This is a genomic window from Nocardioides stalactiti (genome assembly GCF_014180715.1).
GTDB classification, from domain to species: Bacteria; Actinomycetota; Actinomycetes; order Propionibacteriales; family Nocardioidaceae; genus Nocardioides; species Nocardioides stalactiti.
Genome location: NZ_JACEFC010000032.1, coordinates 1 through 22,515, shown reverse-complemented (window position 1 = coordinate 22,515; position 22,515 = coordinate 1). Strand labels below are relative to the sequence as shown.

The window sequence follows — 22,515 nt, the reverse complement described above, 5'->3', positions numbered from 1 at the left end:
GGTTAACGATCGTTAACCACGCACGACCTTCCAGTTGAAGCTCGCGGTGCCGACCGCGCCCATCACGCGCAGCCAGGCCGGCATCATCCACTCGACGCCACGAGCCGTCGTGATGTCCCCGAGGTCGAGCACGTCGGTGTGCCCGAGCTGGTGGAGCAGCCCCGTCACCACGTGCTTGGCGTCCGGGTCGTCCCCGGAGACGAAGACCGTGCCGGGGTCGGCGAGGACCTCCGGGTGCGCCATCAGCTCGGCGGTCAGGGTGTTGAGCGTCTTCACGACGAGCGCGTCGGGGTGCGCCCGCTGGACCTGCTCGGCGATCGAGTCGTCCTGCGGGGCCGTGACGAGGGGAGGGAACCCGCGGGAGAAGTCGAGCCCGTTGGAGATGTCCATCACGATCTTGCCACCGAGACCGCTCCCACCGCCCGCGCCGGCCGCCTGCGCGAGCACGTCGAGGGTCACCACCCCGCTCGTCGCGTTGACCACCACCGGCGCCGGGGCGCCCGCCCCGGCGAAGGTCGCCAGCCGGACCGCAGGGTGCTCGGCGGCCCAGGCGGCGTACTCCTCCTTCGCCAGGGTGGACGCGGGATCCCGCGTGCCGACGACGACGTCGTGGCCGAGCTCGCTGAGCCGTCCGGCGAGCGCCTGACCGACCATGCCGGTGCCAAGGACTGCGATCTTCACGTGCCCATACTCCTGCTCCAGCCTTACCGGTGAGTAGCGTCCACGTCCGGCACCGCGTGGCGTTCATAACTGAGCGCCCGGTGCAGAGGTGGGATCGCGGCACCCTAGACTGCCGGACGATTCGAGACGACGAGGAGATGTCGCGTGCCCGAGATTAAGCCGTTGCAGAAGGTCCTGATCGCCAACCGTGGTGAGATCGCGGTCCGGGTGATCCGTGCCTGCAAGGACGCGGGCATCGGCTCCGTCGCCGTGTACGCCGAGCCGGACCGGGACGCCTTGTTCGTCCGGCTCGCCGACGAGGCCTACAGCCTCGACGGCTCCACGCCGGGCGACTCCTACCTGGTGATCGAGAAGATCATCGCGGTCGCGAAGGAGTCGGGCGCCGACTCCGTCCACCCGGGCTACGGCTTCCTCGCCGAGAACGCCAACTTCGCGCAGGCGGTCATCGACGCCGGCCTGATCTGGATCGGCCCCTCCCCCGAGGCGATCGACGGCCTCGGCGACAAGGCGAAGGCCAAGCAGATCGCGCTCGCCGCGGGTGCGCCGCTCGCCCCGGGCCTCAAGGACCCGGTCAAGGACGCCGACGAGATCGTCGCGTTCGCCCAGGAGCACGGCCTCCCGGTCGCCATCAAGGCGGTCTTCGGCGGCGGCGGCCGCGGCCTCAAGGTCGCCCGCACCCTCGAGGAGATCCCGGAGCTGTTCGAGTCCGCGACCCGCGAGGCGATCAGCGCCTTCGGCCGCGGCGAGTGCCTGGTCGAGAAGTTCCTCGACAAGCCGCGCCACGTCGAGACCCAGTGCCTGGCCGACTCCCACGGCAACGTCGTGGTGGTCTCCACCCGCGACTGCTCGCTCCAGCGTCGCCACCAGAAGCTGGTCGAGGAGGCCCCCGCGCCGTTCCTCACCGACGAGCAGAACAAGCGGCTCTACGAGTCCTCCAAGGCGATCCTGCGCGAGGCCGGCTACGTCGGCGCCGGCACGTGTGAGTTCCTGGTCGCCAACGACGGCACCATCTCCTTCCTCGAGGTCAACACCCGCCTCCAGGTCGAGCACTGCGTCTCCGAGGAGGTCACCGGCATCGACCTGGTCCGCGAGATGTTCCGCATCGCGGCCGGCGAGGAGCTCGGCTACGACGACCCCGAGGTCCGCGGCCACTCGATCGAGTACCGGATCAACGCCGAGGACGGCGGCAACAACTTCATGCCCGCCCCCGGCACGCTGACCGCCTGGAACCCGCCGCAGGGACCCGGCGTCCGCGTCGACGGCGGCTACGAGAACGGCGAGACCGTCCCCGGCTCGTTCGACTCCCTCGTCGCCAAGCTGATCATCACCGGCAAGGACCGCACCCAGGCCATCGAGCGCTCGCGCCGGGCGCTGTCGGAGTTCGAGGTCGACGGCATGCCGACCGCGATCACGTTCCACGAGGTCATCGTCAACGACCCCGCGTGGGTCGGTGCGTCCAACCCGACCGGCGAGGGATCCTTCGACGTCTACACGACCTGGATCGAGACCGACTTCGACAACCAGATCACCCCGTACGGCGGTGCCGCGGGCGAGGCCGATGAGGCCGGCGAGCGGCAGAAGGTCGTCGTCGAGGTCGGCGGCAAGCGCCTCGAGGTGGTCCTCCCGGCCGGCCTGGGTGGCCTCTCGACCGGCGGCGCGGCCGCCGGCGCCAAGAAGCCCAAGCGCGCAGGCGGCAAGAAGGCCGGCGCCGCCGCCTCCGGCGACGCGGTCACCAGCCCGATGCAGGGCACCGTCGTCAAGATCGCCGTCGAGGAGGGTCAGGAGGTCGCCGAGGGCGACGTCGTGGTCGTCATCGAGGCGATGAAGATGGAGCAGCCGCTCAAGGCCCACAAGGCCGGCACCGTCACCGGCCTCAAGGCCGAGGTCGGCGCGACCGTCGGCAACGGCGAGGTCCTCTGCGAGCTCAAGACTCCCTAATCGCCCGAGCGTGTCGTAGGCGTACGAAGGCCCGGCTCCCCTCACGGGGAGCCGGGCCTTCGCCGTTTCGCGGGGCTGCCGGGGGGCGGTCAGCCGCGCGCGATCCAGGGGGTGAAGCCGTGCTCCGGACCCAGCCAGTCGCGGGAGGCGAACGACGGACCGCTGACCCGGATGGCGACCCGGATCTCGTCGGGACGGTCGATCGCGGCGCGCGAGATCTCGAAGCGCACGGTGTCGTCGGCGTAGTTGACGTCCATGTCGTAGTTGCCGTCGACCGGCTCGCCCCAGGTCTCGGGACGGAACGCGTCGACCTCGATCAGCTGGTAGTCGGTGCCCTCGGTGTAGCCGGCGACGAACGCGTACTCGGGTCCGGCGTCCTCGGGGTCGGTGTCGAGGAACACGACACCGCCGGAACCCGAGCTGGGCGCGCGACGCAGGTTGTCGTGGACGGTCTTGATGACGACCTTCCGCTCCTTGTAGTCGATCTGGGCGGAGTACAGGTCGGAGCCGTGCGGGCTGTCGTTGGCGTCGTCGACGCCGTAGAGCTCGGCGTTGGCCGGTCCCGCCAGGGTCAGGGTAAGCGCGGCGGCAGCGAGGCCGGCAGCGGCGGTGGCGATGGTCTTCATCGGGGGATCTCCTCGTAGTCGGTCGCCCTGGAGGGCCGTGCCCGGTCGAGCACGGACAGGAGACGCGGTTGAGGATCAGATGGTTGCAAGGACCGGGTGGATTCGCTGGCTAATGTCGAGGCGTGTCCTCGCTGCGTGACCCCGCCAGGCGGGTGAGCCCCCGTGCCCGTGTCCTGTGGCAGGTCGAATGTGCCATCTCGGCAGGCGTGGCCGTCATCGCCGTCGCGGTCGCCGCACTGGTGTGGGACGCGAGCTTCCGGTGGTGGGTCGTCGGCGGGGTCGCGCTGCTCGCGGTCGCGTACGCCGCCGTGGTGCCGCAGTGGCGCTATGCGGTCCACCGCTGGGAGGTCACCGAGACGGCCGTCTACACCCAGCGCGGCTGGTGGGCCCGGGAGCGGCGGATCGCACCGATGTCGCGGGTGCAGACCGTCGACCTGGCGCAGGGCGCCCTCGCCCGCGCGTTCCGGCTGGCCACGGTCACCGTGACCACCGCGTCCGCGGCCGGTCCACTGCGGATCGACGGCCTCGACCACACGACCGCTGTCGCCCTCGTCGACGAGCTCACCGCCAAGGCCGACCTCGTCGAGGGCGACGCGACGTGAACGAGCCGTGGCTCCGCCTCGACCCGCGGATGCTCCTGGTCCACCCGCTCCGGGAGGTCGTGAAGTTCCTGCCGGTGCTCATCGGCATGGTCGTCGCGGGCGGGGCGTCGGGCGCCGGACCCTGGGGGGTCGTCGGCATCGGCGTACCGGTCGTGATCGGGCTGGTCCGCTACCTCACGACGAGCTATCGGATCAGCGAGAGCCGGGTGGAACTGCGCCGCGGGCTCGTGCAGCGGCACACCCTCTCGAGCGGGCTCGACCGGGTCCGCTCCGTCGACGTCACCGCCACCGTCGCGCACCGGGCCCTCGGCCTCGCGACCCTGGTCATCGGGACGGGCAGCGTCGCGACCGACGGTGACGAGCAGCTCGAGCTCGACGGCCTGCCGCGCGAGCAGGCCGACGCGCTGCGCTCCCGTCTGCTGCGACTGTCCACCGCGCCGGCCGGGACGACGGAGCCCGGCGCTGCGCCGGCCGCCGTGCCGATCGCCCGGTTCTCGGCGCGCTGGCTGTGGTACGCGCCGTTCACCAGCGCCGGGCTGGTCGCGCTCGGCGCCCTCGTCGGTGTCGTGGGCCAGACGTCGGAGATGGTCGACCTGGACCTGCGGATCAGCGAGGACGACCTCGAGGCGGTGACCGGCCTCCTGCTCCTCGGTGCGGTCGCCGCCGTCGCCGTCCTCGTCGTCGTCGTCACGGTCGTCGGCTACCTCGTCGTCAACGGCGGCTTCACCCTCGTCCGGGAGGGCGGGGCGTGGCACGTGCGCCGGGGCCTGCTCACCACCCGCGACACCAGCATCGACGAGACCCGGGTCGCCGGGGTGAGCCGCGGCGAGCCTGCCGGGCTGCGGCTCGCGCGCGGCGCCCGGCTGTCGGTCATCGCCACGGGCCTGGCCCGTAGCGGCGACGCCTCGACGATCCTGGTGCCGCCGGCCGCGCAGGCGGTCGTCGCCGGAGCGGCGGAGGCCGTGCTCGGCTCCCCCGCTCCGATGTCGGCGGCGCTGCGCCCCCACGGCCGCGCTGCCGTACGACGCCGCTACACGCGCGCACTCCTCGGTGCGCTGCCGTTCGCGGCGGCTCCCGTCGTCCTCGTCGCCGTCGGCGGCCCGGCCTGGCTCCTGCTCGGTGCGGCGCTGGCGGCGGGGGTCGCGCTGGCGCTCGCCCGCGACCGGGCCCGAGCGCTCGGCCACACCCTCGTCGACGGCTTCATCGTGACCCGCTCGGGGTCGCTGCTCCGCCGTCGGGACGCCCTCGGCACCGAGCACGTCATCGGCTGGACGTTCCGCGACACCTGGTTCCAGCGCCGGATCGGCCTGACCGACGTCGCCGCCACGACGGCCGGCGGCAGCGGCCAGGTCGGCGTACCCGACGTCCCGGCGGAGGCCGCGATCACCTGGGCGGGATCAGCGACCCCTGGATTGGTCGACCCGTTCCTGACCTCGAGCGCGCGGGTCTAGCGTGCTGCCGTGACCGACTACTCCCCCACACCTGACGGGCGGCCGGACCCGGGCGAGGTCTGCTGGGCGTGGGTGCCCTACGAGGACGACCCGAGCCAGGGCAAGGACCGTCCGGTGCTCGTCATCGGCGCCGAGGAGGACGGGGACGGCGCCCGCACGCTGGCCTGCCTGGTGATGACGAGCAAGGACCACGACCGCGACGCCGCGCAGGAGGCCGCGGCCGGGCGGTACTGGCGGGATGTCGGCGTGGGCGACTGGGACCACGAGCACCGGCCCAGCGAGGTCCGGCTCGACCGGGTCGTCCTGCTCCGCGAGGCCGACGTACGACGCGAGGGCGCGGCGCTGGCGCAGCCGATCTTCGACGAGGTGCTCGCCGCCCGGACCGCGCTGCTGAGCTGACGGCGACCGCGTGTGCCTAGGTCGGGCGGGCGCCGGGGAGGACGACCTGCGGGTCGCAGTCGCCCCACTCGGTCTCGGCGCACGCGTTGACCCCGTCCAGGAGCGCGGCAGCGTCCTTCTTGCCGTCGCCGCCGTTGACGATGTCGTCGCCGTCGCCGGCCGAGACGACGTCGTTGCCGCCGTACGTCGAGGCGGTGAGCCGTCCGCCGAGCGCGATGACGCTGTCGGCGACGTCGGTGCCGACGTAGGTCCATGCGTGGTTGCCCTTGAGCCAGACCAGCTCCCAGCCGCTGAACGCTCCGGGCTCGTGCTCGGGCTCCGGGCCGAGGATGAGGATCTGCTCGGCCTGGTCGACCAGCACCGGGTCGGTGCCGCCGACGGTGAGGGTGAGCAGGTCGAGCCCCTCCGCCCCGACGAGGCTGACGGGCGTGTCCGCGGCGGTCGTGACCTCGACGGTCTCGTCGCCGAGGCCGCCGTAGATCCGTTCGGCACCGGCGACGCTGGTCACCCAGTCGTTGCCGTCGCCGCCGATCGTGACGTCGTCGCCGGCGCCGGTGGAGATCCGGTCGGATCCCGCGCCGCCGCAGATGACGTCGTTGTCGCCGTAGGTCTTGATGACGTCGTCGCCGCCCTTGGCGACCACGACGTCGGGGCCGGGTGTGCCCTCGATGGTGTCCTTGCGCTCGGTGCCGACGATCGTGGCGGGGATGCCCTCGCAGTTGGCACCGGCGACCGCGAGCTCGGCGCCCGGCTCGTCCTCGTCCCGGGACACGCCGAAGAGCGCCGCCAGCACCGCCATGCTCAGCAGTGCGACGAGCGCCGCAAGGGCCGCGCGTCCGCGCATCGCTGCCTCCTCAGCCGTCGAGAGTACGGCGGGAGCGCCACGGGCACCGTGCGCAACGCCGTCAGCCAGGGGAATTACCCCGCCCGCCGTCGTCGATTCGACCCTAGGCTGACGGCATGTTCTCGAAGGTGCTCGTGGCGAACCGTGGAGAGATCGCGATCCGGGCGTTCCGCGCCGCCTACGAGATGGGCGCGCGCACGGTGGCCGTCTTCCCCTACGAGGACCGCGGCTCCGAGCACCGGCTGCGCGCCGACGAGGCCTACGAGATCGGCGAGCGCGGCCACCCGGTCCGCAGCTATCTCGACCCCGAGGCGATCGTGGAGGTCGCGGTCCGCGCGGGCGCGGACGCCGTCTATCCGGGCTACGGCTTCCTCTCGGAGAACCCCGCGCTGGCCGAGGCATGCGTCAACGCCGGCATCACCTTCGTCGGTCCGCCCGCCACCGTCCTCGAGCTGACCGGCAACAAGGCCCGGGCGATCGCGGCGGCCAAGGAGGCCGGTGTCCCGACCCTGGCTGGCGTCGATCCGTCGACCGACGTCGCCGCGCTCGTCGAGGCGGCGTCGGCGCTGCCGTTCCCCGTCTTCGTCAAGGCCGTCGCGGGCGGCGGTGGCCGCGGCATGCGGCGCGTGGACGACCCGGCGAAGCTGAAGGAGGCCATCGAGGCCTGCATGCGCGAGGGCGAGGCGGCCTTCGGCGACCCGACCGTGTTCGTCGAGCAGGCCGTCGTCGACCCGCGCCACATCGAGGTGCAGATCCTCGCCGACGACACCGGCCCCGACAACGAGCACGGTGTCATCCACCTCTTCGAGCGCGACTGCTCGGTGCAGCGCCGCCACCAGAAGGTCGTCGAGATCGCGCCGGCCCCCAACCTCGACCCCGCCCTGCGCGAGCGGATCTGCGCCGACGCGGTGAAGTTCGCGCGCGCGATCGGCTACCGCAACGCCGGCACCGTCGAGTTCCTGCTCGACCCTCAGGGCAGCTACGTCTTCATCGAGATGAACCCGCGGATCCAGGTCGAGCACACGGTCACCGAGGAGGTCACCGACGTCGACCTCGTCCAGTCCCAGCTGAGGATCGCGGCGGGCGAGACGCTCGCCGACCTCGGGCTGAGCCAGGACTCGGTCCGGCTGCGCGGCGCGGCCCTCCAGTGCCGGATCACCACCGAGGACCCCGCCAACGACTTCCGGCCCGACACCGGCAAGATCACGACGTACCGCTCCCCCGGCGGTCCCGGCGTCCGCCTCGACGGCGGTACGACCTACAACGGCGCCGAGGTCAGCCCGCACTTCGACTCGATGCTCTCCAAGCTCACCTGCCGCGGCCGCACCTTCGACCAGGCGGTCCAGAAGGCGCAGCGCGCGGTCGCGGAGTTCCGCATCCGCGGCGTGCGCACCAACCTCGGCTTCCTCCAGGCGGTGCTCACCGACCCCGACTTCACCGCCGGCGGCGTGACGACGTCGTTCATCGAGACCCACCCGCAGCTGCTGCGGGCGCGCAAGTCGGTCGACCAGGGCGGTCAGCTGCTGCGCTACCTGGCGGAGACCACCGTCAACAAGCCGTTCGGCGACCCGCCCGTCGCGCTCGACCCGACCGCCAAGCTGCCGTCGCTGTCGCTGGAGGTGCCGGCCCCCGACGGCACCCGGCAGCAGCTCCTGCGACTCGGGCCGGAGGAGTTCACGCGGCGGCTCCGTGCCCAGGACCAGGTGGCCGTCACCGACACGACGTTCCGCGACGCCCACCAGAGCCTGCTCGCGACCCGCGTCCGCACCACCGACCTGCTGGGCGTCGCCGGCCACGTCGCCCGGATGACGCCCCAGCTGTGGTCGGTCGAGTGCTGGGGCGGCGCGACGTACGACGTCGCCCTCCGCTTCCTGTCCGAGGACCCGTGGGAGCGGCTCGCCGCGCTGCGCCAGGCGATGCCGAACCTCTGCCTGCAGATGCTGCTGCGCGGACGCAACACCGTCGGCTACACGCCGTACCCGACGGAGGTGACGACGGCGTTCGTCGACGAGGCCGCGGCGACCGGGATCGACGTGTTCCGGATCTTCGACGCGCTCAACGACGTGTCCCAGATGCGGCCCGCGATCGAGGCGGTGCGCGGCACTACGACCGCGGTCGCCGAGGTGGCGCTCTGCTACACAGGCGACCTGTCGGACCCGGGCGAGCGGCTCTACACGCTCGACTACTACCTCCGGCTGGCCGAGGAGATCGTCGAGGCGGGCGCCCACGTGCTGGCGATCAAGGACATGGCGGGCCTGCTGCGGGCGCCCGCGGCCCGCCGCCTCGTCACCGCCCTGCGCGAGCGCTTCGACCTCCCTGTGCACCTGCACACCCACGACACCCCGGGCGGTCAGCTCGCGACCCTGCTCGCCGCGATCGACGCCGGGGTCGATGCGGTCGACGCGGCGGCCGCCTCGATGTCGGGCACCACGTCCCAGCCCTCGCTCACCGCCCTCATCGCCGCCACCGACCACTCGGAGCGGGAGACCGGGCTGGACCTCGCCGCGGTCAGCGCGCTGGAGCCCTACTGGGAGGCGGTCCGCCGGGTCTATGCGCCGTTCGAGTCGGGGCTCGCGTCACCCACCGGCCGCGTCTACCGCCACGAGATCCCCGGCGGCCAGCTCTCCAACCTGCGGCAGCAGGCGATCGCCCTCGGCCTCGGCGAACGGTTCGAGCAGGTCGAGGACATGTATGCCGCCGCCAACGACATCCTCGGCAACGTCCCGAAGGTCACGCCGTCCTCGAAGGTGATCGGCGACCTCGCGCTCGCGCTGGTCGGTCTCGGCGCCGACCCCGCCGAGTTCGCCGCCGACCCCGGCAGCTACGACATCCCCGCCTCGGTGATCGGTTTCCTCCACGGCGAGCTCGGCGACCCGCCCGGCGGTTGGCCGGAGCCGTTCCGCAGCAAGGCGCTCGAGGGCCGGGACTGGGCCCCGCCCGCCGCCGAGTTGTCGGCAGCAGACAACGACGACCTCGCCGCGACCTCCGCGAACCGCCGCGCCACCCTCAACCGGCTGCTGTTCCCCGGCCCGACCAAGGAGTTCGAGGCCGCGCGCGCGACCTACGGCGACGTCTCGATCCTGCCGACCCTCGACTACCTCTACGGGCTGCGGGTCGGCGAGGAGCACGAGATCGACCTCGCCGAGGGCAAGCGACTGCTGCTGGGGCTCGAGGCGATCGGCGAGCCCGACGAGAAGGGCTACCGGACGGTGATGTGCCGGATCGACGGCCAACTGCGCCCGATCCCGGTCCGTGACCTGAGCATCACCGCCGACGCGGAGGGCGCGGAGAAGGCCGACCCCGGCAACCCCGGCCACGTCGCGGCGCCGTACCAGGGCGCGGTGACGGTGACGGTCGCCCAGGGCGACCAGGTCGAGGCAGGCGCGACGCTGGCGACGATCGAGGCGATGAAGATGGAGGCCTCGATCACCGCCCCGCGGGCGGGGACCGTCGAGCGGGTGTCGTTCTCCGGCACCCGGCCGCTGGAGGGCGGCGACCTGGTGCTGGTCCTCGGGGACTGACCCGGGACCGCCCCTGGGTGAGGCTCAGGCCTCGCAGGCGTTCTTGACCTCGGTCACGCAGACATCGCCGCCGGGGCCGCCGTTGCCGATGTCGAAGCCCTTGCCGCCGATGAGCAGGTCGTTGCCGCCGGCGCCGCTGAGCTTGTCGTTGCCGCCGAAGCCGTTGAGGAAGTCGGGGTCGCTGCTGCCCTCGAGGTTGTCGGCGAGCTTGGTGCCCTTCATGACCTCGATGCCGCCCATGGTGACCTGGCGGTTGCCCCAGGTCGCCTTGCCGCGCGCGAAGCTCGCGGTGACGCCGCGCTTGACCTTCTCGAAGGAGATGACGTCGGCGGCCGCGCCGCCGTCGGCGTGACCGGCACCCTTCGCGAGCACCTGGAAGAGGTCCTTGCCGGCGCCACCGCGCGACGTACCGCCCCGCATGACGAACCGGTCATTGCCGGCCTCGCCGAACGCCTCGCCCGTACGACGGACGATGAACGCGTCGTTGCCGGCGCCGCCGCGGCCCTCGCCCGTCGAGATCCGCAGCAGGTCGTCGCCGCCGCGGCCGAAGATGCGGTCGTCGCCGCCGCCGCCGGCCAGGTCGTCGAAGCCGTCGCCGCCGTTGATGGTGTCGGCGAGGCGGCTGCCCTCGAAGCGCTCGGTGTTGCCGATGGTGTCGTTGCCGGCTCCGGTCACGGTGCCATTGCCCCACTGGGCGTTGACGGGCGTCGCGGACTCGCGATAGCTGACGATGTCGCGGCCGCCGCCGCCGGTGACGAGGTCGTCGCCCGCGTTCTCGAGGACCAGGTCGTTGCCGCCCGCCCCGCGGATGATGTCGTCGTCGTTCTCGCCGCGGAGGATGTCGTTGCCCCCGCCGCCCTTGACCTCGTCGTCGCCGTCGCCGCCCCAGACCTTGTCGTTGTCGCCGCCCGCGTCGATCCGGTCGTTGCCGATGCCGCCGAAGATCTTGTCCGCGCCGGTGCCGCCGCAGACGACGTCGTCGCCCTCGGCGCCGTAGAACGTGTCGTCACCCGGACCGAGGAAGACCACGTCGGAGAGCACGGTGCCCTGGATCTCGTCGTCGCCGTCGGTGCCGTTGATGGTGACCGTCTGGCCCAGGCAGGTCTCACCACCCGCCGAGGCGGGGGCCGAGGGCCCGAAGGCCGTGACAGCAAGGGCAGGTCCGAGAAGCGTCAGGATCGCGATGCGCATGCCCGTCCAACGACGAGGTCCCATCGGGGTGCCGGTCGACTTCGTCGTGCTCGGTGAGTGAGACACGTCAGGCCTGGCGGAACCAGGTGGACTTCAAACCCAACGCGACGCGGAGGTCGGTCGCGTCCACCGTTCGCGACGCACGCGCGCCGACCACCCTGACCCGCAGGGCACGGCCGTTCCAGGCCCCGTGCCCGTCGCGCTCGACGACGCGCAGCCGACGGAAGTCGCCGATCGCGGGGTAGGCACGCTCGATCGCCGTCGCGGCGACCGTGGTGGTCCAGGTGCGGTTGGGGTTGCCCGCCCAGGGGTCCCAGACGTCCTCCTTCGCCACCTGGTAGCGCAGCGTCCCGGCGACCGTCCAGCCACCGTTGCTCGACGAGAACTGCGTGAAGGCCGGCTCGCCGTCGTCGGTGAGCACGACCCCGGCGGTCGCTCGGACCGCGTCGTCGGAGGCCGGGTGCTCGGCGGTCCGCCCGCCGTAGACCTGCGACTGCGTGGTGTCGTACACGTCGAAGTGGCCGCGGTCGGTGAACGCACGCTCGTAGGCCGCGTACGTCCGAGCGGCGATCGACTGGGCACGCACGGCCTCGGGGTGCCAGAGGGCGGGGACCTCCCGGGGGACGACGCCCCGCAGGTAGGGATCCAGGTCCAGCACGTTGACGGTGGCGCGGTCCGACCCGGGACCCGCTGAGCGCAACGCGCCGCGGTAGCGGACCGCTCCGGCCGGGGTGAACAGCTCGATCGGTCGTCCGCCCGCCTCGAACTGCGCCGCACCGGGCAGGTCCCGGACCTTCTTCCAGCCGCTGCGGAGCACCCAGACCCGGCTGCTGGAGCCACCGTCGATCGGCGTGATCCTCCAGCGCTTCGCACCCTTCGACGTCAGCGGGAAGCGCTCGTCGGAGCCTACGCTGCGCACCGCCAGGCGCCGACGCGCTCCGACCACGACGTCCCCGTCGCTGTCCGCGGTGATCAGCACGCGGATCGTGCCGCCGGCGGTGCCGAAGGCCAGGCCCGGGTAGTAGAAGCGCAGGATCTGCCGGTGGGTCTTGCCGCGCTCCGACGCAGCGCCCTGGGCGCCGTACTGCGACATCCCGCGGCCGTGGCCGTAGCCGCGGCCCTCGAGGGTGACCGAGGCCGGGCCGCGCTGGACCACCGACTGAGCCACCGTCTGGGCGGGCGCGCCGGCCGGGCTCGGCGCTGCGGGAGCGGCCACCACGAGGAGCGACGCGACGAGCAGCAGACCCAGGGCTCTGACCATCCGTCCGAGGGTAGTGCGTGAATTCAAGTCGGTGGCGGCCCCCCAATAGGATTGAGGGTTATGAGCGAGAACCCGCAGGCCACCGACCCGACGAGCACCGACCTCGGTGCCGTCGAGGTACCGGACAAGCCTGCGCTGGAGGGCCTCGAGGAGAAGTGGGCGGACCGCTGGAAGGCGGCCCAGACCTACGCGTTCGACCGCACCCAGCCGCGCGAGAACGTCTACGCGATCGACACGCCGCCGCCGACCGTGAGCGGCAGCCTGCACGTGGGTCACGTCTTCTCCTACACCCACACCGACCTGATCGCCCGCTACCAGCGGATGACCGGCAAGTCCGTCTTCTACCCGATGGGCTGGGACGACAACGGCCTGCCGACCGAGCGCCGGGTGCAGAACTACTTCGGGGTCCGCTGCGACCCGTCGCTGCCGTACGACGCCGACTTCACGCCGCCGGAGAAGCCCGACCCGAAGCGGCAGATCCCGATCAGCCGGCCGAACTTCATCGCCCTCTGCGAGCAGCTGGTCGAGCAGGACGAGAAGGTCTTCGAGTCGCTGTGGCGCACCCTGGGCCTCTCGGTCGACTGGGACACGACGTACACGACGATCGGCCACCGGGCGCAGGCCGTCAGCCAGCGCGCGTTCCTGCGCAACCTGGGCCGCGGCGAGGCCTACCTCCAGGAGGCGCCGACCCTCTGGGACGTCACCTTCCAGACGGCGGTGGCGCAGGCCGAGCTCGAGGCGCGGGACTACGCCGGTCACTACCACCGGGTGGCGTTCCACGCAGCGGACGGCTCCCCCGTCCACATCGAGACCACGCGTCCCGAGCTGATCCCGTCGGTGGTCGCGCTGATCGCCCACCCGGACGACGAGCGCTACCAGCCGCTCTTCGGCTCGACCGTCACCTCGCCGGTGTTCGGCGTCGAGATCCCGGTGCTGGCGCACGCCGCTGCGGAGATGGACAAGGGCGCCGGCATCGCGATGTGCTGCACGTTCGGTGACCTCACCGACGTCCAGTGGTGGCGCGAGCTCCAGCTCCCGGTCCGCACCGTCATCGGCCGCGACGGCCGGCTCCACCGCGACACCCCCGAGTGGTTGTCCTCGGAGCAGGCGTCGGCGGCGTACGAGGACCTGGCCGGCAAGACCGTGTTCTCGGCGCGCGAGGCGATGGTCGCCAAGCTGCGAGAGACGGGCGACCTCGACGGCGAGCCCAAGGCGACGCAGCGGATGGCGAACTTCTACGAGAAGGGCGACAAGCCGCTCGAGATCGTGTCGACGCGTCAGTGGTACATCCGCAACGGCGGCCGCGACGCCGGCCTGCGCGACCAGATGATCGCCCGCGGCGCGGAGATCGAGTGGCTGCCGCCGCACATGCGGCACCGCTTCGACAACTGGGTGGGTGGCCTCAACGGCGACTGGCTGATCTCGCGCCAGCGCTTCTTCGGGATCCCGTTCCCGGTCTGGTACCCGCTGGACGCCGAGGGCGAGCCGGACTACGCGCGGCTGCTGCTGCCGACCGAGGCGGAGCTGCCGATCGACCCGTCGACGCAGGCCCCGTCCGGCTACACCGAGGACCAGCGCGGCAAGCCGGGCGGCTTCATCGGCGACCCGGACGTGATGGACACGTGGGCGACGTCGTCGCTGACCCCGCACATCGCGGGTGGCTGGGTGGACGACGAGGACCTGTGGGGCCGCGTCTTCCCGATGGACCTGTGCACCCACGCCCACGACATCATCCGGACCTGGCTGTTCGGCCGCGTGGTGCGCGCGCACTTCGAGAACAACGCGTCGCCGTGGTCGCACGCGATGATCTCGGGTTTCATCGTGGACCCGGACCGCAAGAAGATGTCGAAGTCCAAGGGCAACGTCGTCGTCCCCAACGAGATCCTCGACAAGTACGGCGCCGACGCGGTCCGTTGGCGTGCGGCGATCGCCCGCCCGGGCCTGGACTCGCCGTTCGACGAGACCCAGATGAAGGTCGGCCGCCGGCTGGCGATGAAGGTCCTCAACGCGTCGAAGTTCGTCCTCGGCAGCGTGGGGGCGACACACTTCAGCCCTTCGCTGGTCGGCGAGCAGGTCGACGCGGCGCTCCTGGGCCGCCTCGGCGGCGTGGTGCGCCGGGCGACGGAGGCGTTCGAGGCCTACGACTACACGACGGCGCTCGAGGTCACCGAGAAGTTCTTCTGGGAGTTCTGCGACGACTACCTGGAGCTGGTGAAGGAGCGGGCGTACGCCGGCGACGGTCACGCCTCGGAGTCCGCGAAGGCGACCCTCGCGTTCGCCCTCCACGTCCAGCTGCGCCTGCTGGCGCCGTTCCTGCCGTACGTGACCGAAGAGGTCTGGTCGTGGTGGCAGGAAGGCTCGGTCCACCGTGCCTCCTGGCCGACGGTCAACGAGCTGGGCTCGGCCGGCGCCACCGACGGCACCGCGATCGACGCCATCGCCGCCGCCCTCGGCGGCATCCGCGGCGCCAAGTCGACCGCCAAGGTCTCCATGCGCACCGAGCTCGCCCGTGTCGAGATCACCGGCCCCGAGCGCCTGGTCAAGCACGCCGAGATCGCCACCGCCGACCTCCGCTCCGCCGGCAAGATCACCGGCGAGCTGGTCTTCACGATCGACGAGGCCGCTACCGAGCTGTCCGTCGCCGCGGAGATCGCGGAGCAGGCTGCGGAGTAGTCCGGAGCAGTCCGGAGCAGTCCGGAGCAGTCCGGGGCAGTCCGGGGCAGTCCGGCCTGCGGAGGTCACCGCCCGGCGAGCAACCGCCGGGCGGTCGTGGCGCGGATGAAGTACCGCCGCCACAACGGGCCCTCGACCCACGGGACGTCGTCGTACAACCAGTCCTCGGGGGCGAGGTCCTCACGGGTGGTGCCGAGGTCGCGCAGCCAGTCGTCGAACGCCTGGTCGGCCTCCCCCGCCGGCGCCGGCCCGGCGATCAGCCGACACAGCGAGTAGGTGTCGTACCCGACCCTGCCCAACAGGTCCGCGCACGCGTCGGCCTCCTGGGCATGGACGGCCAGCACCGTCTCCCTCCCCCGCTCGGTGTAGAACACGACCCACCCCTCCGGCCGCTGCGCCAGCACGATCGCGTCGTCCGGATCCGCCCAGTCCCCCAGGCTGTACCTGTTCGGGTTCACCCCCAGCGCATCCAAGTACACCCCCAGCGCGAGCCGGGTCCGCGGAAAATAACGACCCTCGTCCATCCCGCCACCCTCCCACCCGCGCCGGCCGTCCCAGAACCCCACCCGTCTGCGCACGGCGGCCCATCGGCCACGCCCAATCCGCCCAGATTGACGCGGATGAGCAGGGTCGTGTGGACCTCCGGGTTGACCGCACCACTTATCGGCGGGTCGCTCGAGATGGTGGTTACAGTGTTCCCGCGTCATAGGCGCTTCGCCCCGCTGATCGTCTGCCTTCGGCTAGAGGCGCTCAGATTCCGCTATGGCGTCATTGATGCCGTAGACGCCGAGCTCAAGGAGCAGGTCCAGAACGTCGAGCAGCGCCGCTCGATGGGTACGGTCCCGGGACTGCGCGAGCCCACGCACCACCAGCTCACTGATGTAGTGCGCGTCGCCAGCTGCTCCGGTACGAATGTCAGCAGCGTCCTTGCCGAAGACATCAACGAACCGATGTGCAGCCTTCAAGACCAATTCATCGACCTTGTCCGGCGCGTACTGCAGCGTAAGCAGCAACTGAGGTGTGGCGTGGTCGTAAGAAGGCGATTCGATCAGTGCCGTCAGCAGTTGAACGAACCCCTGGAGCGGGTGCTCGCGAAGGTGCGGCGCCACTGCAGCCGCTTCCTTACGCACCTCATCCGCGTCGTCGTTCATCAAGCGGATCAGGCTGGCCGTGGCCAACTCGGCGTTAGAGGTGCGATCGACACGCCTAGCGTTGACCTGCGCGACACCCTTGCGGACGTGGATGTCCCCCGACAGTGCTTGTTCCATAAGGTCTGGGCGGTCCCATTCCAGGGCCGCGTAGGCCGCGATGGCGCCCCCAGCTTCACGCGCCTCGGCGTCCTCCGAGGCCAGCATGCGCTGAATGACCGGATCGATGACCTCGGGATTCACGTTGCCGATGTAGAGCATCAACTGCTGTACGAACCCGGCGGCGAGGAGACGATCGTCAGCATCGATCAGGGTTGAGAACGCCGTCAGGACCTCTGGGCGAGCGTGCCGGAGTGATGCGGCCAGGGTGTGTGCAACACACGAGCGAACGCTCAGCACCGGGTCGCTGGCCATCGCGCTGAGGTATGGCACGACCAGCGCGGTTCGCTGCCCGTCACTGTCAGTGATCAGCAGGTCGCCGAGCGCCTCAGCCAAGCTTCCGCGCGCGGTGTTCATGCCGTTCATGCGCATGTCCGCCGCGCTCTGTCCGTCCGTGCCATCGCGAATAATCACTGGGGAACTGTCGGTCGGGTCTGGGGCGTGCAGTGCGCGGTCTCGGATTAGTTCAACCAGGTCAAGCGGCACCTCGCGGTAATACTTCCGCAGCGCCATCCCGAGCCACCGATCGTTGTCTGCCTGTCCCAGCGACGCGATGTGACGGACGGCTTCGAAGATCAGCGGCGCGGTGCCATCACTCACATCGGCGTCGCCAAAGCCCATGAGCAGCGCATCGGTGTACGCCGTATTGAACTCGGGCGTCAGCTGCAGCGCCAAGCGCGCGAATCGTGCCGGGTCAGCAGCAACTTGCTCCTTCAGTACGTTCGACAGTTCCCGAGCTCCCCCGGTGAAGGTGCTCCAGTTCGTTTTGTCAGAGTCGTGCTTTGCCATCGCGCTAAGCCACTGCGCATCGGTCATCTTCTTAGCGGCATCGGGGGCGATCGGCGAACCGATGAACCCACCGGTGATGCCGCGTGGCTTCGCAGGCGCATCCTCCTTGAATTTCCGTTGATACTCCCCGAGGCGCCCTCGTCCTGCCCGAGTGAGCCGCGTCTCCTCCAGCGCAGACAGGAACGTGAAGGCAGCACGGCCCGAGCTATGACGTGTCTCGTACTCATTGGTCAAGTCTCGGAACAGGTCCTCGAGTTGCTGGTGGATCTCGTCGGTCACGTGAGGCGCAATCGCCCCGACCAACTCCCGCGCAACCCAATCGGAATCTGAGACGTAGCCGCAATCGAGACGCCGGCCACCTTCGAGCAAGAGGCTTGCCGCCCAGTCAGCGAAGTGCTCGCCGCCCGCTGACAAGGCTCGGTAGAGCAGAAACTGTGACCCGTCATGGGGGTCAGCGGCCAGATCTTCGAGGAGGCTTCGGATCGCCTCAGGGTCGGTCGCTGCCAGCTTCTCCAAGGAGCGGACCGATGCCGCCAGCAAGGCGTCGTCAAGCTCGCGGTCATCTAGGTCATCGACCTCAAAGCGCGCGCTGAAGTGCTGGTCACGAATCGGCTCGTCGTCGCGACGCTCCATTGCGGTGGCGGCCATGACTTGGAGGAGATACGGCACAACGGTCTGCACGAATGCCAGCGGCTCAGCATCGGTGGCGCCCTTCACGAGTTCGGCCGCGCCATACTCGCGCGTGCCGAGCACAGCCACCTTGCCCCCCTCGGTGAGCCTCAGCGCATCGACGTGATCGATCAGCCGAGCCCGCAGCAGCTCGATCGCCCAGAGTGGCTCGTGCTTCACCAGGTCGTGCGCCGTCAGCCAGAGTTCATGCTCTGTGGCGTCGTAGGCGCCTTCCCGGACGGCTTCGAGCACAAGGTCGAATAACTGACGATTCTTAAAAACGTCAGCAAAGCGGGTGACCCAGCGCAACCAGTCTAGATACTCCGGCGCGCTCTTGCGGTCGCTAAGCAGGGTGGCGACTGGTGCCGGGTGCTCCTTGACGGAGCTAACCATTGTGTTTAGCGCTTGATTACGCATGTCTTCGTCCGGACCATCGAGCCAAGCGGCAATCTGGCCATCTTCGTGGAAGCGCGCGAACCACTGCGGTCGGCGCAGCTGCTGCCAGAGCCGGCCTTCGAAGCGCGGGTGGGTCGCGGCTACCCGCAGCATTAGTTCAGCATCGTCAGTCGTCGGCACAGCAAGATTCGCCGCGACGGCCAGGACGGTCTCCTTGATGTGGAATCGGATCTCGTCAGCCGTCAGTACCGCTTCGGCCTCGGCGCGGAAGCGGTCAGGCTCCCGCTCATAGAGATGCTGCAGGATCTGGCGCACTTGGGCGCGGCGGAACAGTTCCTGCTCGTCACGGAGTAGGAAGTCGACGAGCGACTCCGATCGGGACACCCACTGCCGCGCGAAGGCATAGTCGAAAAACGATTCGTGGAAAAACGCGATTCGACCGCCGTCCCGCGCAAGTACGTGCTCCGAGACCAGGACGTTGGCGTCTTCAATGAGATCCCCATCATCCAGAATCTCGAGTGGGACAGACAGCAGTTGTCGATCGCTCGCGGCGTTGGCGATCCGACTGACCACGTCGTTGAATCTGACGTCCTGTCGCCGCGCACGCGCCGCTTGCCGCTTGCGCTCCCAGAAGGCCTCGAAGAGAGAACCCCTCGATTGGTAGTCCAACGCGTCAGCCTGAGACGCGATCGTTTGCAGGAGCACCAGGTGCAGCGGCGTCTGCAGCAAGACTCGCTGCGATGGACTCAGGTGCGTCGGGTCAAGGCCCATGCTGGTCACAGCCGCTTCGACGTCCTCCGCCGACAGTAGGCCGACCTCCACCTTGGTGACATCGGTGCGAGACGCCAAAGCGCGGATCCGGTGATCGTTATCGATGTCGAACTGGCGACATGCCAGGACAACGCGCATGCCGCTCACGGACAACGCTTCCCCGATGAGATCCATGACGACGTCGAAGCTCTCCGGCATACGTCCGGAAGCGAGACTCACAGCGTCGAGCTGGTCAATGACTAGGTAGGCGGCGCGATCGTCGGCCGCCAACGCCAAGGCGACCGCCGGCGAGGTTTCGATCCCGAGCTGCCGACCAAGGTCGGCAGTCGACGCGAACGGGTCGAGTCGGTCCAACCGCAGCGCAAGGACCTCGGCGCCGGCGGATTCAAGCGAGGCGACAGTCTGCTCCAGAACAGAACTCTTCCCGCCGCCAGCTGTACCTGCGACGAGCCCGATCCGGTCCAGCTCGAGAGCCTCGACTAGTTGAGTAGCCTCTGCGCGCGCAAGCGGCGGTTGCAGGAGTTCGCGCTGAACAGACTGGCGCCAACTGTTGGTGATCGTCAGCACCCGCTCGTGCGCCGTCTGATGCGACCCGCGCGCCAGCGGCTTGATGCCCTGTTCGGCGAGCATGGCCAATAGTTCAGTTCGAGTCAGACGCTTGCCAAGATTGTCGAGCAGGATGTCACCAACAGCCAGAGAGATTAGGTGACCGCTAGCGCCAGTGAGGTGACACTCGGCAAGCATGCTGTTCATGCGGATGATGTCGTACTCGTCTTGAACCGAGAACCACATGCCGCGAAGCGTCTCCCAAGCCGTCTTGGGACTACCCAGGACCTCCGCTGCCGTCAGCTCGTCGAATACGGCTGCCAACTCTTTGGTGAGCCAGTAGTCAGTGAACGAGGCTAGATCTGCCGACCTACGTGCGCGTTCGGACAACTCCTGCAACGGCCGACAGGGCACAAGGGAGACAAAGTGGTAACGCCGTCCAGCCGCCACGTGCTTCGCAGCTGCCTCGAAGATCTTCAGATCGGCCAGCGCCTTGACGGTCCAACTGTTGCTGTTGCCGTTCTGACGCTTCAACTGGTGCGCCTCGGTGACGAGCCCGGTGTCGTAGGTGAACTCGGAACCTCTGCCGACCTCGATGTCGATGTCTTCCGCGGTCAACGCCCGGCGGTCGTCAAGCATGCAGTAGAAGGCATGACGGATAGCCCATGCAAGCTCGTACCTATTCCCGAGCTTGTCCGTCTCCCCGCCGGGCCTAGGCGACACATGAACCCCAAGATAACTTTCAACGTCGAACGCCGAAGGGCGATATTGAGCGCAGACTAGTGGACGGTCGCCATAGGGTGGCATAGATGCGCGAAGCTGCTGTCCGTTCGCGGACCAGCCGCATCACGCGAGCGTCTATTCGCCGCCTGCGGGCGCGCGTCGGGGCGCCAGTTCGCGCAAGCTGGCCTGCAGGTCGCTCCAATCGATTTACCGTCAGAGACATGGCTTGGCTCGCTGGTGTGGTCGCCGTCGGATTGGGGCTCTGCCTCCTGTTGGCGGTTTGGCTTGCCAAAGCGTTTGCGTCCGGGACGAGTGTTCCCCCAGCCGCGCCCCTGAGGACGTCAGTGAGATCGCCTCACACTGAGGATGCTGCGGCAGGCGGAGGCGAGCGCCGCGGCGATGATGCCCGAAATCGAGGCCAAGGCTGCCGCGGCGATGCCCGAGAGCGAGGCGGGGGCCGAGCGGCTTCATGCCGAGATGCTGCGTGACCTAGCGCGGGAAGTGGATTTCCTCCAAACCGAGCCGGAGTTCCCGAAACCAGACGACACCATGGTGGAACTCGGGCCGAACGGCGCCCGCCGTGGATGCCCCCACGCCAGTGGGCAGGCAAGGTCTCGGTCTATCGCGGTCAGGGTCGATCCGAGGTTGAAATCCGTGAGGTAGCGGAGTACTTGGCGCGTCGCGGGCCCCGGTGGCCATTGACACCCACCGAACGCGCCGACTGTGCAGAGCGTCTCGGTCTTGTGAGCCGCGAAGAGTACTTGTCGCCGGAGGCCGAGGCCGAGGCGCTAGCAGCCGGTCCTGACGGCCTTCCAGATGCTTGGCTTGAGCGGGTTCGGGATCGGCTGCTGGTCGTGACGCCATACTGTTGGGTCAATCCCAAGAGCCGGACGGCTGCGAGTCGCGCAGGGTTGTGGTCGTTCGTGGTTCGGGGAACTGCGCATCACGAAAGGGCCGCCCGACGCGGTGACTTCAAACCGGGCGCCCCGGTGCGGTTGGTGCGCGAGCCCGACAACCAACACGACCCGCATGCGATTGCTGTCTACGCGGCAGGAGCGCGCGACATCACTGGTTACGTGCCACGTGGCTACGCGAAACGGCTGGCGAAGCTGCTCGACGCAGGGGCGGACATGGTGGCTGTATCGACGCTCGGATCCGCTGCGGGGCACAAGGGGGTGAGCCTGCAGGTGCTGGTCGTTGAACGCGCGCTCTGGGATCACCTCAACCGCGCTGAGAAGTGAGCCCCCTGGCCGACGGAGGAAGGTCAGCCGCAAGCGCGCGGAACTCGGATGCGTCATAGCGCCGCGTCAGCGGTCATGACCTGGTCGCAGCGACAGCGCGCGACGTACACATCGCCACTGAGCAGTCAGGTCACGACATAGGAGAAGATCTTCTGACGTCTCCGAGCTGGCCTTTCAGGTTCGTACCAGGCAATCCGTAGGTGGTACCTGCCCTTGACAGCCCGCTCAGTGAAATCCTCAACCGGCTTACCCACGTCGGCGGGAGAGGCGACTGTTGTGTTGAACGGCCGACCGTCTAACAAGTTGACATAGGTGAAGAGGTCATCCTTTGGTGGTTCGATCCGACCTTTCGGCCACGCGCACAAGTGCCATGGTCCCCCCGGCGGTTGGACCGCACATTCGACACCCTGAACTGCGTTCGATCCTCGCAAGGTCCACCTTGCTGTCAACACAGGGAACCGTTGGGTTCGGATCTTCATCGGGCCTACGGTCCATTGAGGCTCTGTCCAATGAGGCGCGACCCTTCGACGCATCAGTACAGGCAGCCCTAGCAGGATGGTCACCCCGATTCCGGCGATCGCGAGCACGATTCCCCAGTCGCCTTGGTCCACGGAGGAAGCCTAGAGGCCTAGGTAGCGCCCGACGCAACATGGCGGCCCGCGACGTTGGCCATACGGCCGCGAACCGATCGCGGGGCGGTCTACGATCTCTCGATGGATCGATCCATTAGACAGCGTGCACGTGACACGGCCGACAATGGGGTCTGCTGCACGGATAGGTGACATCTGATCTGCGTCGATGTGTGTCGACGCTGGAAGGATGTGCACCATGCCGAAGGCGTTTCCCAAGGAGTTCCGCGAGGACGTGATCCGGGTCTATCGCGACT

The 22,515-nt window shown here is 69.5% G+C and carries 15 protein-coding genes; 8 read left to right on the top strand and 7 right to left on the bottom strand.

Going from position 1 to position 22,515, the window contains the following annotated elements; all coding sequences use genetic code 11:
- Positions 1 to 12: 12 nt before the first annotated feature.
- A complete protein-coding gene (locus tag H0487_RS08785; RefSeq protein WP_183093863.1) occupies positions 13 to 681 on the bottom strand; it encodes an NADPH-dependent F420 reductase in 669 nt (222 codons plus the stop codon).
- Positions 682 to 825: 144 nt separating this feature from the next.
- On the opposite strand from H0487_RS08785, the gene H0487_RS08780 reads away from it, so the two are divergent.
- On the top strand, positions 826 to 2,619 hold the full coding sequence (locus tag H0487_RS08780) for an acetyl/propionyl/methylcrotonyl-CoA carboxylase subunit alpha (RefSeq protein WP_183093862.1): 1,794 nt from the start codon (positions 826 to 828) through the stop codon (positions 2,617 to 2,619).
- Between the two features lie 89 nt (positions 2,620 to 2,708).
- Here H0487_RS08780 and H0487_RS08775 read toward each other — a convergent pair whose 3' ends face one another.
- Entirely contained in the window at positions 2,709 to 3,245 is a 537-nt protein-coding gene (locus H0487_RS08775) for a hypothetical protein (protein WP_183093861.1), read from the bottom strand.
- Positions 3,246 to 3,367: 122 nt separating this feature from the next.
- Between H0487_RS08775 and H0487_RS08770 the strand changes: the two genes are divergently transcribed.
- The 3 genes from H0487_RS08770 to H0487_RS08760 are packed head-to-tail and all read left to right on the top strand — an operon-like array spanning position 3,368 to position 5,697.
- A complete protein-coding gene (locus tag H0487_RS08770) occupies positions 3,368 to 3,847 on the top strand; it encodes a PH domain-containing protein (RefSeq protein ID WP_183093860.1) in 480 nt (159 codons plus the stop codon).
- The gene (locus tag H0487_RS08765) at positions 3,844 to 5,298 is read left to right on the top strand and encodes a PH domain-containing protein (protein WP_183093859.1); all 1,455 of its coding nucleotides are present in this window, start codon (positions 3,844 to 3,846) and stop codon (positions 5,296 to 5,298) included. The genes H0487_RS08770 and H0487_RS08765 overlap by 4 nt, the downstream gene beginning before the upstream one ends.
- Before the next feature lie 9 nt (positions 5,299 to 5,307).
- Positions 5,308 to 5,697, top strand: a complete 390-nt coding sequence (locus tag H0487_RS08760) for a type II toxin-antitoxin system PemK/MazF family toxin (RefSeq protein ID WP_183093858.1) — start codon at positions 5,308 to 5,310, stop codon at positions 5,695 to 5,697.
- A gap of 16 nt (positions 5,698 to 5,713) precedes the next feature.
- Here the strand turns inward: H0487_RS08760 and H0487_RS08755 are convergent, their stop codons facing one another.
- Positions 5,714 to 6,541 carry a calcium-binding protein gene (locus H0487_RS08755; protein WP_183093857.1) on the bottom strand — a complete coding sequence of 276 codons (828 nt, stop codon included), beginning with the start codon at positions 6,539 to 6,541 and terminating at the stop codon, positions 5,714 to 5,716.
- Positions 6,542 to 6,657: 116 nt separating this feature from the next.
- On the opposite strand from H0487_RS08755, the gene H0487_RS08750 reads away from it, so the two are divergent.
- Positions 6,658 to 10,062, top strand: coding sequence for a pyruvate carboxylase (locus H0487_RS08750; protein ID WP_183093856.1), 3,405 nt, complete (start codon positions 6,658 to 6,660; stop codon positions 10,060 to 10,062).
- A 24-nt stretch (positions 10,063 to 10,086) separates the two neighbouring features.
- Here the strand turns inward: H0487_RS08750 and H0487_RS08745 are convergent, their stop codons facing one another.
- Both H0487_RS08745 and H0487_RS08740 read right to left on the bottom strand, forming a co-directional pair.
- Positions 10,087 to 11,253 carry a calcium-binding protein gene (locus tag H0487_RS08745; protein WP_183093855.1) on the bottom strand — a complete coding sequence of 389 codons (1,167 nt, stop codon included), beginning with the start codon at positions 11,251 to 11,253 and terminating at the stop codon, positions 10,087 to 10,089.
- 67 nt (positions 11,254 to 11,320) lie between these two features.
- Entirely contained in the window at positions 11,321 to 12,514 is a 1,194-nt protein-coding gene (locus tag H0487_RS08740; protein WP_183093854.1) for a SpoIID/LytB domain-containing protein, read from the bottom strand.
- Between the two features lie 60 nt (positions 12,515 to 12,574).
- Here H0487_RS08740 and valS point away from each other — a divergent pair, with 60 nt between their 5' ends.
- Positions 12,575 to 15,187, top strand: coding sequence for a valine--tRNA ligase (valS, locus tag H0487_RS08735; protein WP_183093853.1), 2,613 nt, complete (start codon positions 12,575 to 12,577; stop codon positions 15,185 to 15,187).
- Positions 15,188 to 15,252: 65 nt separating this feature from the next.
- Here the strand turns inward: valS and H0487_RS08730 are convergent, their stop codons facing one another.
- Positions 15,253 to 15,645, bottom strand: a complete 393-nt coding sequence (locus H0487_RS08730) for a hypothetical protein (protein WP_183093852.1) — start codon at positions 15,643 to 15,645, stop codon at positions 15,253 to 15,255.
- 282 nt (positions 15,646 to 15,927) lie between these two features.
- Complete coding sequence (locus tag H0487_RS08725; RefSeq protein WP_220793217.1) at positions 15,928 to 20,304, bottom strand: nSTAND1 domain-containing NTPase; 4,377 nt, start codon at positions 20,302 to 20,304, stop codon at positions 15,928 to 15,930.
- 450 nt (positions 20,305 to 20,754) lie between these two features.
- Here H0487_RS08725 and H0487_RS08720 point away from each other — a divergent pair, with 450 nt between their 5' ends.
- A complete protein-coding gene (locus tag H0487_RS08720; protein WP_183093850.1) occupies positions 20,755 to 21,051 on the top strand; it encodes a hypothetical protein in 297 nt (98 codons plus the stop codon).
- The gene (locus tag H0487_RS08715) at positions 20,973 to 21,629 is read left to right on the top strand and encodes an HIRAN domain-containing protein (RefSeq protein WP_246383192.1); all 657 of its coding nucleotides are present in this window, start codon (positions 20,973 to 20,975) and stop codon (positions 21,627 to 21,629) included. Before H0487_RS08720 ends, H0487_RS08715 begins: the two co-directional genes overlap by 79 nt.
- Positions 21,630 to 22,515: the final 886 nt, after the last annotated feature.